The following is a 15,844-nucleotide window of genomic DNA, read 5'->3' on the forward strand; positions in this document are numbered from 1 at the left end:
CAGTTAATATGGATTCGATACTATATGACTTACGTAGCATATGGGTTACGTATTTTTTGGAGAGGGCCCCGGTGGCCCCGATGGGAGCACGCCTCATGAACGCCGACGGCTACCGCCGCATGACCAACACCATCAACAAGCTCGTGGTCGGATTGCAGAGGCGCGGAATCGCTTTCGGGCCGATGCAGCTGCTCACGGTGCGCGGGCGGCGCAGTGGGGAGTTGCGGACGTTTCCGATCGCCGTCAATGCGCTCGACGGTGGGCGGTACATCTTTCAGGCCTTTCCCAAGGCGGCCTGGGTGGCCAATGTGCGGGCCGCCGATACCGTCGATCTGATCCGCGGCCGGAAGTCCTCGACCGTCCGGCTCGTCGAGGTCGCGGTGGACGAACGGCGCCCGCTGCTGCGGGAACTGGTCAGCACCAGCCCGGCGAGCGTCGGCAAGCGCTTCGTGACCACGGGGCTGGCCGAGGCCGCGACGCCGGAGGGGGTGGCGGCGGCAGCGCATCGGATCGCGGTGTTCCGCGTCGAACCGGCCTGATCCACCAGGCGCGATACGATACGGAATCCATACAAACCGATCGGAGAGCAGCGCCGGATGAGTTCGACAGCAGATCGGGCGGACGCCCGGCACCGGCGGCAGCTCACCGTGGCCGTCCGGGACGCGCTGCGCGAGTTGAACATTCAGCTGTCGCTGCTCAACCGGCGCTTCGGCAGCCGAGTCGAACTCCGGGACATCGACTGGACCTGCCTCGATCTCATCGATCGCCACGGTCCGATGACCCCGACCGCCCTGGCGCGTCAGGCGGGGCTGCACCCGGCCACGCTCACCGGGATCCTCGACCGGCTACAGAAGGGCGGCTGGATCGTGCGCGAACGCGACCCCGAATCCAGTGATCGCCGCGCGGTGACCCTGCACGCGGTCCGGGAGCGCAATACCGAACTGTTCCAACTGTTCGCGGGCATGAACTCCCGAATGGACGCGCTCTGCGAGCACTACTCCGCGGCCGAACTCGAGGTGATCGCCGACTTCCTGCGCAGAACCGGTGCCGCCGGTCAGGAATCGGCCGAGGAATTGACCGACGCGAACACCAGCTAACGAGCAGCAAGCATCTAGGCTGGCGGACATGTCGATCACCGCCCAGGCCGAGACACACCCTCCCGCGCCCGCGACCGGACTGACCTCGGCCGAGGTCGAGCAGCGGCGGCGCGACGGACTCACCAACGATGTGCCCGAGCGGGCCAGTCGCTCGGTGCGAGACATCGTCAAGGCCAATGTCTTCACCCGAATCAACGCGCTGCTCGGGGTGCTGTTCATCCTGGTGATCGCGACCGGGTCGGTCATCGACGGGATGTTCGGGCTGCTGATCATCGCCAACAGCGCGATCGGCATCATCCAGGAGATCCGGGCCAAGAACACCCTCGACCAGCTCGCCATTGTCGGGCAGGCCAAACCGGTGGTGCGGCGCGACGGACGCGCCCAGCCGGTCTCGCCGCAGGAGATCGTGCTCGACGACATCATCGAGCTCGGGCCCGGCGATCAGATCGTGGTCGACGGCGAGGTCATCGAATCCGAACTGCTCGAGGTCGACGAATCGCTGCTCACCGGTGAGGCCGACCCGATCGACAAAACCCTTGCCGCGCCGATCATGTCGGGCAGCTTCGTGGTGTCGGGCAGCGGCGCGTACCGGGCCACCAAGGTCGGCAAGGACGCCTACGCCGCCAAGCTGGCCGACGAGGCGTCGAAGTTCACGCTGGTCAAGTCGGAGCTGCGCAGCGGTATCGACACCATCCTGAAAGTCATTACCTACCTGCTGATTCCGGCCGGACTGCTGTCGATCTACAACCAGCTGGTGTCGTCGAAGGAATCGTGGCGGCCCGCCGTCAACGGCATGGTGGCCGCGCTGGTGCCGATGGTGCCCGAGGGCCTGGTGCTGATGACCTCCATCGCGTTCGCGGTCGGCGTGGTGCGACTGGGCGCGCGCAAGTGCCTGGTGCAGGAGTTGCCCGCCATCGAGGGACTGGCGCGGGTGGACGTGGTGTGCGCGGACAAGACCGGCACGCTCACCGAGAACGGCATGCGGCTGGCCGAGATCCAGACCGTCGACGCGACCGGGTCGCGCGTCACCGGCACCAGCGAATCCGACGGGGACACTGGCGAATTGCGGCAGGTGCTGGCCGCGCTCGCCGCCGACGATCCGCGCCCCAATGCCAGCGTGCTGGCCATCAAGGAGGCGCTGCCCGACGATCCGGGTTGGCAGTCCACCGCGCTCGCGCCGTTCTCCTCCGCCAAGAAGTGGAGCGGCATGTCCTACGGCGAACACGGCAACTGGCTGATGGGAGCGCCCGATGTGCTGCTGGACCCGGACTCCGAAATCGCCGCCACCGCACAGGAAGTCGGCGCGAAGGGGCTGCGGGTGCTGCTGCTGGCACGCAGCGACCGGCCCGTCGACGCGGCCGACGCGCCCGGGCAGGTGACGCCCGCCGCGCTGGTGGTGCTGGAGCAGCGGGTGCGGCCCGACGCCAAGGGGACGCTGGAATACTTCGCCTCCCAGCATGTCTCGACCAAGGTGATCTCCGGTGACAACGCGGTGTCGGTGGGTGCGGTGGCGACGTCACTCGGGCTGCCCGGCGGGGATCGGCCGGTCGACGCGCGCAAGTTGCCGACCGACCAGAACGAACTCGCCGATGTGCTCGACGAATCCACCGTGTTCGGGCGGGTGCGGCCGGATCAGAAGCGGGCCATGGTCAGCGCGCTGCAATCGCGTGGGCACACCGTCGCCATGACCGGTGACGGCGTCAACGACGTACTGGCGCTGAAGGACGCGGATATCGGCGTCGCCATGGGTTCGGGCAGTCCGGCCACCCGGTCGGTCGCGCAGATCGTGCTGCTGGACAACAAGTTCTCGACGCTGCCGTACGTGGTGGCCGAGGGCCGCCGGGTGATCGGCAATATCGAGCGGGTCTCCAACCTGTTCCTGACCAAGACCGTCTACTCGGTGGTGCTGGCATTCCTGGTCGGCATCGCGGGCATCGGCTCGCAGATCTTCCACTACAAGGCGATCGGGTATCCGTTCCTGCCGCGGCACGTGACGATCGCGGCCTGGTTCACCATCGGCATTCCGGCGTTCATCCTGTCGCTCGCGCCCAACAACGAGCGCGCCCGCACCGGATTCGTCGGGCGCGTCATGCGATTGGCGATTCCGTCCGGTCTGGTGATCGGCGTGATGACGTTCATCTCCTACCTGATCGCCTACAAGGGGCCCGACGCGGGCGAGACCGCGAAGGTGCAGGCGGGCACCACGGCGTTGATCACGCTGCTGATCATCGCGGTGTGGGTGCTGGCCATCGTGGCGCGGCCGTGGAACTGGTGGAAGATGCTGCTGGTCGCGGGTTCCGTTGTGGGATACCTGATCCTGTTCGCCGTTCCCTTCACCCGCCACTTCTTCAAACTGGATCCCTCCAACGTGGCGCTGACCACCTCCGCGATCATCTGCGGTGCGATCGGCGTCGTTCTGGTCGAGGTGGCCTGGTGGGTGAGCGCCAAACTGCTCGGCGAATCCCCCCACCTGCTTCCGCCCGCCGCCGAAAAACCCTGATCCGCAATCGAACTGGTCGCATGGTTTGGCTCGCCGAATTGCGCTGTGTCCTGGGCAGGCAACGAATCTGGCGGTACCTTGTCCGCCATGGAGGTCCTGCTGCATCAGCTCGACGCATTCGCCGACGCACCCTTTTCCGGCAACCCAGCCGCCGTCATGCCCTTGCTGACCTGGTTGCCCGACGAGCTACTGCAACAGCTGGCCGAGGAGAACAATCTCGCCGAGACCGCCTTCTACACCTCGGCGCTGCCGCCGGAAGCGGGTGCGCCGCCGGACAACTCGCCCGCCTTCCATCTGCGCTGGTTCACGCCCGCCGTCGAGGTCGACCTGTGCGGTCACGCCACTCTCGCCACCGCCGCCCAGATTCTCGACGATATGCATCCCGGCGCGGATCGCGTCCACTTCTACACTCGCAGCGGCTGGTTGCGCGTCGACCGCGACCGTGACGATCTGGTCCTGGATCTCCCGTCGGTGTCCTCGGTGGAAGTCGATGTGCGCGACGAGGTTCCGCACGCCCTGGCCCGCGCCCTCGGCGTCCGCGCCGTGCGCGCCTTCGACGGCACCGACCTGGTCCTGCTCGTCCCCACCGAATCCGAAGTGCGCGAAGCCCGCCCGGACTTCGCCGCCTTCCCCCGGATGAACCGCGCCGCCATCATCACCGCCGCCGGCAACGAATCCGATTTCGTCTCCCGAGTTTTCGCCCCCGGCCAAGGCATCCCCGAAGACCCGGTGACCGGCTCCGCCCACGCCCAGCTCACCCCCCTCTGGTCCCGGGAACTCGGCCGCACCACCCTCACCGCCCGCCAACTCTCCCCCCGAGGCGGCGCCCTCCGCTGCGCCCTCACCGGCGACCGAGTCCGCCTCACCGGCCGCTGCCGCCGCTACCTCGACGGCGTAGTCCGCATCCCGGACTAGCGAATTCAGTTGCCGTGCGCGGTGATCTGCTCGGTCAACGTGACGAGGTCAGCGACGCGGTAGCCGGGGTAGCCGTGGAGTAGGGTCTGCCATTCTGCGGGGACGGCCGAGGCGCCCCAGCGGGCGCCGAGCAGGCCGCCGGCGATGGCGGCGGTGGTGTCGGTGTCGCCGCCGGCGCGGACCGCGAGTTCCAGGGCGGCGGGGAGGGTGTCGGTGTGGGTGATGGCCCACCAGGCGGTTTGCAGGGCGTGGACTACCCAGCCGTTTTTCGGGAAGTCGGAGGGGTCGCCGGATTCGGCCTTGTCCAGCAAGGGTTCCCAGAAGCCGGTGTCGACCATGGCGAGGGCTTCGCGGACGCCGTCGTAGGTGCCGTGCAGGACGGCGTGGCGGATGCCGAGGGTCCAGAGTTTGCAGGCCTGCATGGCCTGCATGTCGTAGTGGGTGAGGGAGCTGACGAGTTTGGCTGCCTTGCCGCACTTCTCGGGGTCGTCGAGGTAGGCGAGGGCGACGGGGGCGGTGCGCATCAGGGAGCCGTTGCCCGCCTTCAGGCCCTTCAGGTCGTGGGCGCGGATCTGCATGTCGCGGCCGGTGGTGTCGCGCCACTGCAGGATCTCGCGGGTCTGGTTGCCGATGTCCTTGGGCTGGGTGTCGAACCAGGCGACGAATTCGGCGGCGACGGCGTCGAGGCCCTGCGGGGAGCACAGTTCGCCGACCTGGGTGGCGGCGCGGGCCACCGCGATCGCCATGGCGGTGTCGTCGGTCCACTCGCCGGGCGCCCAGTCGAAGGAGCCGCCGCCCTTCATCTCGATGACCGCGTCCCGGCCCGGATGCGTGAACTCGTAGCCCGCGCCCAGGGCGTCCCCGGCCGCGGTGCCCACCAGTACCCCGGCGGCCCGATCGGCCTGCTCCGGCGTCAATTCCATCTCAGCCCGCCTCTTCCTGCTCGTCTCGAGGCTGCACCTCGACCAACCTCGACGTTACTCACCCCCGGGCACGCCGAACCGCTGAACCCGGCCTCTTTACGGTTCTGCATTACGCTCTGGGCATACCGCCGCGTCGTCGCCCGGTTCCCTGTCACGCGCTCCCTCCCCCAGCCCGGAGGTTCTGCCGATCATGAGTCAGCTCGCCCCGCCGGTCACCACCGCCGACATCCCCCTGATGGCCTCGCGGCTGGCCGCGGTCCCGGCCACCGGCCACATCTTCGACGTCACCCAGCGCCTCGGCACCGTCGACATGGGCGAGGACCAGGGTCTGCGCATCGACGGCATCGCCCGGCTGCTGCAGGACGCGGGCGTCGACCACCTGATCCATGAGAACGCCCTGGACTCGCATCCGCACTGGATCGTCCGCCGCACCGTCATCGACGTGCTGCGGCCCGTGGAATGGCCCGCCCAGTTGCGCCTGCGCCGCTGGTGCTCGGGCGTCTCCCCGCGCTGGTGCACCATGCGCGTGCGCATCGACTCCGACGCCGGCGGCCTCATCGAAACCGAGGGCTTCTGGATCCACATGAACAAGGACACGATGAGCCCCTCGCGGCTCGCCGACCAGTTCTTCGAGCTGATGTCCAGCACCACCCCCGACCACCGCCTGCGCTGGAAGCAGTGGCTCGACACCCCCGTCCCCGGCATCGGCGGCATCCGATTCCCCTTGCGCCGCACCGACACCGACCACTTCCAGCACATCACCAACACCGCCTACTGGCATGCCGTGCACGAGTTCACCGCCGAGGCGCACGATCTCACCCGCTTCCCGCACCGCTACATCCTCGAGTACAACAAGCCCATCCACTACGGCGAACTCGTGGACGTCCACACCGCCCACGGTCCGGACTCGCTGACCCTGTGGTTCACCGTCGACCGCGATGTCCGAGCCGTGGCCCAACTCCGCACCGCCCCACCCGCTCCCGGCGAATGACAGGACCCGGCTAGGTCGACGGGGTGGCGTCGACGCCGAGGAAGAACTGGATGCGGTCGGCCGCACCGGGACCCGGCAGCCCGAACAGCTGGACCATGAGGGTGCGTTGCTGGTCGGTGCGAGGATCGCGGATGCGCATGATCGGATCGTCACGGCCGTAGGTCATGCCCCCGGCGTTCCAGATGCGGCGGAACACCTCACTGCGGCCGAGTTCGGTGACCAGCCGCTGCGCCCAGTCGCCCCAGCCGTTGCGGACGATCGCGCCGCGCAGGCAGTGCACGGCGCGGCGGCATTCCTGGTCCCAGTCCTCGAGGACGTCCTGGGCGGCCCGGTGATTGAGCATCCAGGACAGCACGTTCTGTCCGGGGCACAGGCCGGGGAAGGTCTGGCCGTAGCAGTTGTTGCACGCGAGCAGATTCCAGCGCACATCCAAATACGCGGCGGGACGTTGCCCGTACAGGTCGAGTGCTTTCAAAAGGTCTTCGCTCAATGTGCGTTGCAGCTGGCCGACACTCGGAAATTCCGAGGCGCCCAAACCCGCCAGATCGAGCAATAGCTGACGCTGCCCGACCTGTAACTCGATGACGGCGTCGAGCGAGCGAATCAGGGCGTGCACCACGGCATCCGCCGGATGCTCCTTCTTCCCGGATTCGAGCTGCACGATATAGCTGGAACTCATCCCAGCTCGGAAAGCCAGCCGTTCCCGCGACATTCTGCGTTCATCACGCAGTTGCCTCAGCACGACGCCGAAACGCAGTTCTTCTACCCGCGTGGGGTCCGAAACTCCCAGTCCCACCATTGGTGCACTCTATGAAACCGGCCGGTACCCTGACCCATTCGAACACGCACTCCGACACCGCACGTGACCGAATTGCAACAATAGGACTGTTCAGCAATTCCGTTGTCCCGCAATAAAATACCGACCGGTCTTTTTTATCTTCTCCGCGGAGTCTCGGTGAACACCACCACGCACACCGGTCGTCGAATTCACTCCACCCCGGCCGTAATGGTAAGCGACACACTCGATATCGAGCGCCGACGCGACGGTCAGCGAAGTCCCGCGAACAGATCGGTCTCCTGATCGGGAGCCGCGGCGACCCGGTTGTAGTGGCGCACGAAGCTCTCGCTGGAGAACATCAGGTTCTGCAGCTCGGCGGGCATGTGCAGGAACGGCACACTGTCACTCTGACTCCCGTGCGCCTCGAGCGCCTTGACCTTGCGCCGGGCATAGGGACTCACATCCACCACCGCGGTGATCTGCGCCATCGGCGTCCCGAAGTCCTCCGGCGGATCGAAGTCGACCAGACCCCGCTCACGCAGTTCCACGAACAACTCGCGCGAGGATTCCCGCGGAATCGCGGAGTAGTACAGCTTGTCGGGGATACCGGTCGCGGCCGAGGCCGCCAATGCCACCCGATTGGCCTGAATATGGTCGGGGTGACCGTAATTGCCGTTCTCGTCGTAGGTCACCACCACCTGCGGCCGATACTGCCGCATCAGTTCCGCGACCCGCGCCGCCGCCTGCTCGACCGGAATGTTCCAGAACGCCTCGGGATCGTGATTGCCGTCCCAGCCGTCCATCCCCGAATCGCGATAACCGAGCAATTCGACATGCTCGATTCCGAGTAGCGCCGCCGACTCCCGGAGTTCGGAAAGCCGTTGCGCCCGCACCGCATTCGGATCATGACCGGGCGCACCGGGTTTGATCCCACCGGGTGCGTCGCCCTGTTCGCCATTGGTGCACGTGACGAGCACAGTGCGAATGCCCTCGGCGGCATACCGCGCGAACACCCCGCCGGTACCGATCACCTCGTCGTCCGGATGCGCGTGCACGGCCATGATCGTCAATTGGTCACTCATGAGTCCCCGTCTGTCCCTACTCGCCGATTCGCTTTTCCACCGCGGACACCCTCATGGCAGCCGCAGCGCACTGATCATCTCGAGCGCGATCTGACCCGCATCACGGCGGGCCTGCTCGCTGTCACCCGCTTCGGCCATACCCCAGGCTATTTCGGTCAACAGACCGTAGATGGCGCGCACCACGAGATCCGGTGGTCGCGGCCGCAGGATTCCGGCCCGGTTCAATTCGTCCACCAGACCCCGGACCAGTCCGAGCATGTGCCGCTCGTCGAGTTCGCGCCACCGGTCCCAGCCCAGCGCGACCGGACCCTCCTGCAGCACGATGCGCCGATACGGGACGCTGGTGCATTCGTCGAGGAACGCGTCCAGCGCGCGCAGCCCGTCCTCCCAGGCGTCGTCGCCGGTGAGCGCGGCCCCGAGCCGACCGGTCAGCTCCGCTTCGATCTGCTCGAAGACCGCCTCGAACAAGCCCTGTTTGCCGCCGAAGTGGTGATACAGCGCCCCGCGGGTGAGGCGGGCGGCCCGGGCGATCTCCTCGGCGGACAGTTCGCTGTAGCGCCGTTCGACGAACAGGCGCCGACCCGCCTCCAGCAGGGCAGACCGCGTCGCTTCGGCGTATTCCGCCCGTAGTCCCTTGACAGCCACATCGGCAATAGTACTCTCACATACATCCTGTATTTGAGATGCAAGGTGTATGAGAAATGACGGATCTCGTCGATGTCATCGTGATCGGAGCCGGCGCGGCCGGACTGACCGCGGCCAACACGCTCACCGCCCAGGGACTGGAGGTGGTGGTGCTCGAGGCCCGGGACCGGGTCGGCGGCCGCACCCTCACCGTCGAAATCCCCGACACCCCCAGCTATGTCGAAGCCGGCGGCATGTGGGTCGGTCCGGGCCAGGACCGAATCCTGGCGCTGCTGACCGAACTCGGCCTCGCCACCTACCCCACCCACGACAGCGGCGTCCACATCGGCGAATTCGGCGACCGCGTCACCCGCTACCAGGGGCGTATCCCCCGCCTGAATCCCTTGGCGCTGGCCGACATCGGGCTCACCCAGGCCCGCCTGGATCGGGCCGCGCGCAAGGTTCCCCTCGACGCGCCCTGGACCGCGCCGGACGCCGAGGAACTCGACGGTCAGACCTTCGAGACGTGGCTGCGGGCACGCACCCGCACCGCGACCGGCCGGGCCTTCTTCCGCCTCGTCACCAACGCGGTGTGGTGCGCGGAACCCGCGGACATGTCCGCACTGTGGGCGCAGTTCTACATCCACTCCGGCGGCGGCGTGGACTCGCTGATCAACACCACCGGTGGCGCACAACAGGATCGGGTCGTCGGCGGCACCCAGCAGGTCTCGATCGCCCTCGCCGAGAAACTCGGCGACCGGGTCGAACTCGGCGCTCCGGTCACCGAGGTCGACTGGACCGACACCGAGGTGCGGGTGCGCGCCGGTGCCCGGCAGTGGCGGGCCCGGCACGCGATCGTCGCGGTCCCGCCGCCGCTGGTGTCGCGCATCCGGTTCACCCCGGACCTGCCGTCAGCGCGAACCCAACTGCTGCAACGACTTCCGATGGGCTGGACCATCAAGGTCAATGTGGTCTACGACGAGGCGTTCTGGCGTCGCGCGGGACTCTCCGGCCAGGCCAACAGCGACCGTCGCGCTCTCGGCACCGTGTTCGACGCCAGCCCGCCGAATGCCGAACCCGCTGTGCTGGTGGGTTTCCTGGAATCGGTGCACGCCCAGGCCGCCGCGCGACTGAGCCCGAAACAGCGGCGCGACGCGGTCATCGAAGACCTGGTCGGGTACTTCGGGCCCGAGGCCGCCGACCCGGTGCACTACTTCGAACAGGACTGGGCCGCGGAAACCTACACCGGCGGCTGCTACGGAGCCTTCGCCACCCCGATGACGTTGACCCGCTTCGGTTCCGAACTGCGCCGCCCCACCGGAGCCCTGCACTGGGCGGGCACCGAGACCGCCATCCGTTGGGCCGGATACATCGACGGCGCGATCGAATCCGGGCAGCGGGCCGCCCGCGAAATCCTCGACCACCACACGATCTGAAGGTTCGACATGACTTCGTTCACCACCCGGCCCACCCTGCGGGGCACCTTCGGCATGGTGTCGTCCACGCACTGGCTGGTCTCCGCGACCTCGATGGCTGTACTCGAGAACGGCGGCAACGCCTTCGACGCGGCGGTCGCCGGGGCATTCGTACTGCACGTGGTGGAGCCGCATCTCAACGGTCCGGCCGGTGAGGTGCCGATCATCCTCGCACCGGCAGGACAACCGCCGAAGGTGCTGTGCGGGCAGGGACCCGCCCCCGCGGGCGCGAGCATCGAGCACTATCTCGGACTCGGCCTGGACCTGGTGCCCGGCAGCGGGCCGCTGGCGGCGGCGGTTCCCGGCGCGTTCGACGCCTGGATGCTGCTGCTGCGCGACCACGGCAGCAAGCCGCTGGCCGAAATCCTCTCCTACGCCATCGGATACGCCGAGCACGGGCATCCGGTGCTCGAGGACGTCGGCGCGACCATCACGGTGATGCGCGAGCTGTTCGAAACCGAATGGACCTCCTCGGTGCCGGTCTATCTGCCGTCCGGGAAACCGCCCGCGCCAGGGGACCTGCTGAAGAATCCGGTCCTCGCCGACACCTGGCGGCGGGTGATCGCCGAGGCCGAGGCCGCCGGAACCGACCGCGACACCCAGATCGAGGCCGCCCGCCGCGTCTGGCGCGAAGGATTCATCGCGGAGGCCCTGGCCGCCTGGGCGGCGCGGCCCGCCATGGACACTTCAGGTAAACGGCACGCGGGCACCCTCACCGCCGACGACATCGCGAATTACTCCGCGACATACGAGGATCCGGTCACGTTCACCTGGAACGGCTGGACCATCGCCAAACCCGGGCTGTGGAGTCAGGGCCCGGCGTTCCTACAACAGCTCGCCCTGCTGCCGGATCGGCTGGCGTACGGGACCGCCGACTACTACCACCGCCTGATCGAGGGCTCGAAGCTCGCGATGGCCGACCGTGAGGCCTGGTACGGGGACAGTGCCGATATCGCGTTGGGGGCGTTGCTGTCTCCCGAGTACAGCGCCGAACGCCGGGCGCTGATCGGTCCCGAGGCCTCGCACCAGCTGCGGCCCGGCAGCCCCGACGGCCGCTCGCCCGTCCTGGGCAGTCATGCGGAATCACTGGTACCCCAGCATGTTCCGGCAGGCGCCGGGGAACCGACCGTCGCCGGGAACGGCACGACCCGCGGTGACACCTGCCACCTCGATATCGTGGACCGCTGGGGCAATATGATCGCCGCGACGCCCAGTGGCGGCTGGCTGCAATCGAATCCGGTGGTGCCCGAACTCGGCTTCCCACTCGGCACCCGGCTACAGATGGCGTGGCTGGAGCCCGGACTACCCAATTCCCTGACCCCGGGCCGACGTCCGCGCACCACGCTCAGCCCGACGCTGGCGCTGCGCGACGGCGAACCGGTGCTGGCGTTCGGCACACCAGGCGGCGATCAGCAGGATCAGTGGAGCCTGCACTTCTTCCTCGCCGTCGCCCTGAGCGGGCAGGTGCGTGGCGGCTGGGATCTGCAGGGAGCCATCGACGCACCGAACTGGCATCAGGACAGCTTCCCCGGCTCGTTCTATCCGCACCTGATGAATCCCGGTGGCGTGACCATGGAATCGCGGATCGACCCCGCGATCATCGCCGAACTACGCCGCCGCGGGCACCTGATCAGCGTCGGCGGCCCATGGTCGGAGGGACGCCTGTGCGCCGTCGCCCGCGACCCCGCCACCGGCGTCCTCTCCGCCGCCGCCAATCCCCGTGGGATGCAGGGCTATGCGGCCGGTCGCTGATCCTCGGCCCGCACCGCGCCACCACCCGACTTCCGCCGCTCCGCCCGAAAGCCGCTGTCCCCGTTCGAACAAGGAGTTACCCGTGCGAAGCATGATCCTGGCGGCCGCCGTCGCCCTGTCCACGGTCGCCGCCACCGGGGCGGCGACGGCCGGTCCGGTCGAAGCGGCCGCCCCCGGCACCATCGTGCACCTCGAAGCGCTGTCGGCCGCGGACCTGATTCCGGGCGCGGACAAGGGTTTCCGGATCGTCTACCGAACCACCGGGCAGAACGGTGAGCCGGAACTCAGCGGCGGCAATATCTATCTGCCCGCCGGAACGCCACCGGCGGGCGGGTGGCGGGTGGTGTCGTGGGGGCACAGCACCAGCGGCATGACACTGGGCTGCACGCCGAATCTCGATGGCGGACTGGCGGATACGTGGGACGAGACACCGCAGCTGTCCACCTATCTCGCGCAGGGCTACGCGGTGGAGGCCACCGACTACATCGGATTGGGCGCGCCGGGCTTCTACGAGTACCTGGCCGGACGCGCCGACGGGCACGCCGTGCTGGATATCGTCCGGGCGGGCGCGGCCGTGGATCCCACCCTCTCGGAATCCTTTGTGCTGGCCGGACATTCGATCGGCGGGCATTCCGTCCTCGACGGTGCGAGCCAGGCGGCGGGCTACGCGCCGGAACTCGACCTGCACGGCACCGTGTCCTACGCGCCGACCAGCAATGTCGAGGACCTCATCGACACCCTGGCCCGCCCGGACCTGCCGGAACTGTCGATTCTGCAAGGGTTCGAGACGCGGGTGGTGATGATCCTCGCCGGTCTCGACCACGCCCGCCCCGAACTGGGGATCACCGACTACCTGACACCGGTGGGCAGGCAGCTGCTCGACGCGGCCACCACCGGGCCGGGCTGCCTGGCCGGACTCGACGCCGCGGCGGTGGGAAAGTCGCTGGGATCGCTGTTCTCCCGGCCGCTGTCGGATCCGGCGATCAGTGCGGCGCTGCGCGACTATCTGGCCGTACCCACCACCGGATACCAGCGGCCGGTCCTGCTGCTGCAAGGCGTGTCGGACACCTTGCAGCCGATCCCCACCACACTGCTGCTCCAGCAGGAACTTCAGCAGGCAGGTGTCGACAGCCGACTGCGGGTCTACCCGTCGGCGACCCACTTCACGGTGCTGAAGCAGGCCGACTCCGACACCCGCAGCTTCGTCAGCGAAGTCCTGCCGAGCCGGGGCTGACCTCAGACCCGCGAATCACTGTGTGGCTGTGGCGAATCGAGCGGGACGGAGGCGGCCGGGGCTGAATCCTCGCGACGCGGAAGCAAAAGCGCGGTCGTGAGAATCAGCAGGCCACATACGGCCAGGGCGGTGCGGGGCGTGGTGGCCTGGGCGAGGACACCTGCGAGGGCGGTACAGACGGCGATGGAGAGGCCGGTGCTGATCGACCAGGCCGACAGCGTGCGGGTCACCCGGTCCTTCGGGGTTTGTTCGAGCCGGTAGGTGACCAGCACCGGGGCGTAGAGGCTCATGCAGATGATGATCGCGAGCTCGACCACGATCACCGTTGCGAGACCGGCGATTCCGGGCCCGACGAAGGCCAAGCCGATCAGGCACACCACCCGCAGCGCCCCGACCGTGCGCAAGATCCGGAACTGGCCGTAGCGGGCCACGACCCGGCGCGCCAGCCGGGAACCGATCAGCCCGCCCAGGCACGGGGCGGCGAAGGCGAGGCCGTACTGCCAGGGCGGGAACCCCAGCTCCCGCAGCAGCAGCACGGCCAGCAGCGGTTCGGTGGCCATGATCAGGCCGCTGACGAGCATGCTGTTGAAGAGCAGCACTCGTAACCCGCTGTGGGACAGCAGATATCGCCAGCCCTCGAGCAAGTCGGCGAGGCGCGTGCCGTCCTTGCCGGTGCGCTGCGGAGGTTCCTCCCGATCGCGAATCGCGGTGACGCCCAGCGCGGACAGCAGGTAGCTGAGGGCGTCGGCGATGATCGTGGTGACGGGCCCGAACACCCCAATCGCCGCGCCGCCCAGCGGCGGTCCGACCGCGATGGAACTCCAGTTCGTCGACTCGAACCGCGCATTGGCGACCAGCAGATCCTCCTGCCGGACAATCGATTTGAGGTACGCACCACTCGCCGCGTTGAAGGCGATCTTGGCGGCGGCCACCACCGCCGACACGATCATCAGCTGCGCGAAACCGAGGCGTCCCAGCGCGTAGGCGATCGGAATGGACAGCATGACCGCGAACCGCACCAGATCCATGGTGATCATCACCGGCCGTTTGCGGCGGAACTCCACCCACGGTCCGAGCGGCAACGCGATCAACGCACCCACCGCGGGCCCGACCGCCGAGAGCACCGACACCTGCACCGGACTCGCGTGCAGCGCCAGCACCGCGATCAGCGGCAACGCACCGAACCCCAGGCCGGAACCGTAAGCGCTGACCGCGTAGGACGCCCACAACCAGCCGAACTGCCTACCCAGAGCACGCCTGGCCACCAAATTCCGCACCTTCCGCCCGCATCACTCGCCGCTGTCGGCAGTGAATCAAAGCAAGGGCGGCAGGCTCGAATCAAACAACGAGCGGGTCGGCCGGCCACAACCGCACGTTGTGCACGCAGGTCGAGGCGGTCCGCGCGTCAGGCGGCGCGGCGACCACGCTCGGGTTCGCTGCGGTAGCGCGAGGCCGGTCCGCTGATGCCGAGTTTCGTCCAGACGCGGGTGGCCAGCGGTGTCATCAGGCCGAGTTCGCTGGCCAGCAGGCGCATGTCGCCGAAGTAGCCCGCCAGGATGCGGCGGGATTGCGGGGAATCCCAGAACGCCTCGCGGAACACGTCTTCGGGGATATCGAATTCGGCCGCGAAGGATTTCGGCGGGGTCATGATCTCGGCCGCGAGCCAGCGCATGATCACCGGAAAGAGCATGGCGGTCAACGCTTTCCGACTGGCGGACATCTTGGGGACGTGCACTCGCAGGAACTCGTGAGCGAAGGAGATGTGGCGGGCTTCCTCGGCGATGTGGATCTCCATGGTGCGCACCACCGCCGGGGGCAGGTTGCCGCCGTCGCGGATGATCGACTTCTGGTAGTGGTCGATCGGTTCCTCACCGCCCAGAATCCCGATGAACAGGCCCACCGGCTGATAGCCGCCGATGACGCCGACGAACGGCGACAGGCGCCGTAACATCGGCCGCATGCCGGGCACATCCACGCCGATCCGATTGATCAGCTCCTGGAACATCTGGATGTGGTTGCACTCCTCGGTCATCTCGTGCAGGCAGTAGCGGAACTCCGGAGAACCGTTGGGCAGCTTCATGATGTAGTGCATCAGCCCGCGGATCAGCATGCTCTCGAAGGCCGCGCCCACCTTGATCGAGTTGGCCACCCGCCAGCGTCCGATCGCGATCTGCCGGTCCAGGGGCTGTTCCCGATACCAGCGCGTCGCGCCCAGCGGATCGAAGTCCGGCGCGAGCACCCAGCGCGGATCCTCCGGGTCGATGGCGAATTCCGCTGCGTCCCAGTCGATGTCCAGATACGGATCGAAGCGCCGGTGCACCGACCCGTCGTTCAGGGCCTCCAGCGTGTCCCGATACTCCGGGCCGAACCAATCGGCTCGTTCCGCGAACGGCAGGGCCATGTGTCCTCCTCGTTGAGCTCCATGACGCACCGGCGAACCGGCTGCCACCGAAGTATACGTAACAAGTTGTCA

14 protein-coding genes are annotated in these 15,844 nt (G+C 67.8%); 8 read left to right on the forward strand and 6 right to left on the reverse strand.

Annotated features, from left to right (window positions below; translation table 11 throughout):
- Window positions 1–95: 95 nt before the first annotated feature.
- The 4 genes from OG300_RS19590 (at window position 96) to OG300_RS19605 (ending at window position 4,512) form a co-directional block, all read left to right on the forward strand.
- Window positions 96–539: a nitroreductase/quinone reductase family protein gene (locus OG300_RS19590; protein ID WP_405497988.1), complete on the forward strand. Its 444-nt coding sequence runs from the start codon at window positions 96–98 to the stop codon at window positions 537–539.
- Between the two features lie 57 nt (window positions 540–596).
- Window positions 597–1,097 carry a MarR family winged helix-turn-helix transcriptional regulator gene (locus OG300_RS19595; RefSeq protein ID WP_405497990.1) on the forward strand — a complete coding sequence of 167 codons (501 nt, stop codon included), beginning with the start codon at window positions 597–599 and terminating at the stop codon, window positions 1,095–1,097.
- A gap of 28 nt (window positions 1,098–1,125) precedes the next feature.
- Complete coding sequence (locus tag OG300_RS19600; RefSeq protein WP_405497992.1) at window positions 1,126–3,597, forward strand: HAD-IC family P-type ATPase; 2,472 nt, start codon at window positions 1,126–1,128, stop codon at window positions 3,595–3,597.
- Window positions 3,598–3,684: 87 nt separating this feature from the next.
- The gene (locus OG300_RS19605) at window positions 3,685–4,512 is read left to right on the forward strand and encodes a PhzF family phenazine biosynthesis protein (RefSeq protein ID WP_405497994.1); all 828 of its coding nucleotides are present in this window, start codon (window positions 3,685–3,687) and stop codon (window positions 4,510–4,512) included.
- A 5-nt stretch (window positions 4,513–4,517) separates the two neighbouring features.
- Here the strand turns inward: OG300_RS19605 and OG300_RS19610 are convergent, their stop codons facing one another.
- Window positions 4,518–5,435, reverse strand: a complete 918-nt coding sequence (locus tag OG300_RS19610) for an ADP-ribosylglycohydrolase family protein (RefSeq protein WP_405497996.1) — start codon at window positions 5,433–5,435, stop codon at window positions 4,518–4,520.
- 190 nt (window positions 5,436–5,625) lie between these two features.
- Here OG300_RS19610 and OG300_RS19615 point away from each other — a divergent pair, with 190 nt between their 5' ends.
- Window positions 5,626–6,426, forward strand: a complete 801-nt coding sequence (locus OG300_RS19615) for an acyl-[acyl-carrier-protein] thioesterase (RefSeq protein WP_405497998.1) — start codon at window positions 5,626–5,628, stop codon at window positions 6,424–6,426.
- Between the two features lie 10 nt (window positions 6,427–6,436).
- Here OG300_RS19615 and OG300_RS19620 read toward each other — a convergent pair whose 3' ends face one another.
- The 3 genes from OG300_RS19620 to OG300_RS19630 all read right to left on the reverse strand — a co-directional run bounded on the left by OG300_RS19620 (window position 6,437) and on the right by OG300_RS19630 (window position 8,931).
- Window positions 6,437–7,225 carry a helix-turn-helix domain-containing protein gene (locus OG300_RS19620; protein WP_405498000.1) on the reverse strand — a complete coding sequence of 263 codons (789 nt, stop codon included), beginning with the start codon at window positions 7,223–7,225 and terminating at the stop codon, window positions 6,437–6,439.
- A 248-nt stretch (window positions 7,226–7,473) separates the two neighbouring features.
- Complete coding sequence (locus OG300_RS19625) at window positions 7,474–8,286, reverse strand: PIG-L family deacetylase (protein WP_405498002.1); 813 nt, start codon at window positions 8,284–8,286, stop codon at window positions 7,474–7,476.
- A 51-nt stretch (window positions 8,287–8,337) separates the two neighbouring features.
- A complete protein-coding gene (locus OG300_RS19630) occupies window positions 8,338–8,931 on the reverse strand; it encodes a TetR/AcrR family transcriptional regulator (protein WP_405498004.1) in 594 nt (197 codons plus the stop codon).
- A 56-nt stretch (window positions 8,932–8,987) separates the two neighbouring features.
- Between OG300_RS19630 and OG300_RS19635 the strand changes: the two genes are divergently transcribed.
- From OG300_RS19635 to OG300_RS19645, 3 genes are all read left to right on the forward strand, one after another.
- The gene (locus OG300_RS19635; RefSeq protein ID WP_405498006.1) at window positions 8,988–10,346 is read left to right on the forward strand and encodes a flavin monoamine oxidase family protein; all 1,359 of its coding nucleotides are present in this window, start codon (window positions 8,988–8,990) and stop codon (window positions 10,344–10,346) included.
- A gap of 9 nt (window positions 10,347–10,355) precedes the next feature.
- Window positions 10,356–12,137 (forward strand): gamma-glutamyltransferase family protein, encoded by a 1,782-nt coding sequence (locus tag OG300_RS19640; RefSeq protein WP_405498008.1) that lies wholly within the window; start codon window positions 10,356–10,358, stop codon window positions 12,135–12,137.
- 91 nt (window positions 12,138–12,228) lie between these two features.
- A complete protein-coding gene (locus OG300_RS19645) occupies window positions 12,229–13,371 on the forward strand; it encodes a lipase family protein (RefSeq protein WP_405498600.1) in 1,143 nt (380 codons plus the stop codon).
- A 2-nt stretch (window positions 13,372–13,373) separates the two neighbouring features.
- Here the strand turns inward: OG300_RS19645 and OG300_RS19650 are convergent, their stop codons facing one another.
- Both OG300_RS19650 and OG300_RS19655 read right to left on the reverse strand, forming a co-directional pair.
- On the reverse strand, window positions 13,374–14,636 hold the full coding sequence (locus tag OG300_RS19650; RefSeq protein WP_405498010.1) for an MFS transporter: 1,263 nt from the start codon (window positions 14,634–14,636) through the stop codon (window positions 13,374–13,376).
- A gap of 140 nt (window positions 14,637–14,776) precedes the next feature.
- Window positions 14,777–15,772, reverse strand: a complete 996-nt coding sequence (locus OG300_RS19655) for a diiron oxygenase (RefSeq protein ID WP_405498012.1) — start codon at window positions 15,770–15,772, stop codon at window positions 14,777–14,779.
- Window positions 15,773–15,844 lie beyond the last annotated feature (72 nt).

It is taken from the genome of Nocardia sp. NBC_00511 (assembly GCF_045161165.1).
GTDB lineage: Bacteria > Actinomycetota > Actinomycetes > Mycobacteriales > Mycobacteriaceae > Nocardia.

Bases quoted from the DNA above. Each gene is read 5' to 3' on its own strand.
- OG300_RS19645 (WP_405498600.1), top strand. From the start codon at position 12,229: ATGATCCTGGCGGCCGCCGTCGCCCTGTCCACGGTCGCCGCCACCGGG.
- OG300_RS19620 (WP_405498000.1), bottom strand. From the start codon at position 7,225: ATGGTGGGACTGGGAGTTTCGGACCCCACGCGGGTAGAAGAACTGCGT.
- OG300_RS19655 (WP_405498012.1), bottom strand. From the start codon at position 15,772: ATGGCCCTGCCGTTCGCGGAACGAGCCGATTGGTTCGGCCCGGAGTAT.
- OG300_RS19590 (WP_405497988.1), top strand. From the start codon at position 96: ATGAACGCCGACGGCTACCGCCGCATGACCAACACCATCAACAAGCTC.
- OG300_RS19625 (WP_405498002.1), bottom strand. From the start codon at position 8,286: ATGAGTGACCAATTGACGATCATGGCCGTGCACGCGCATCCGGACGAC.
- OG300_RS19635 (WP_405498006.1), top strand. From the start codon at position 8,988: ATGACGGATCTCGTCGATGTCATCGTGATCGGAGCCGGCGCGGCCGGA.
- OG300_RS19605 (WP_405497994.1), top strand. From the start codon at position 3,685: ATGGAGGTCCTGCTGCATCAGCTCGACGCATTCGCCGACGCACCCTTT.
- OG300_RS19615 (WP_405497998.1), top strand. From the start codon at position 5,626: ATGAGTCAGCTCGCCCCGCCGGTCACCACCGCCGACATCCCCCTGATG.
- OG300_RS19610 (WP_405497996.1), bottom strand. From the start codon at position 5,435: ATGGAATTGACGCCGGAGCAGGCCGATCGGGCCGCCGGGGTACTGGTG.
- OG300_RS19600 (WP_405497992.1), top strand. From the start codon at position 1,126: ATGTCGATCACCGCCCAGGCCGAGACACACCCTCCCGCGCCCGCGACC.
- OG300_RS19640 (WP_405498008.1), top strand. From the start codon at position 10,356: ATGACTTCGTTCACCACCCGGCCCACCCTGCGGGGCACCTTCGGCATG.
- OG300_RS19595 (WP_405497990.1), top strand. From the start codon at position 597: ATGAGTTCGACAGCAGATCGGGCGGACGCCCGGCACCGGCGGCAGCTC.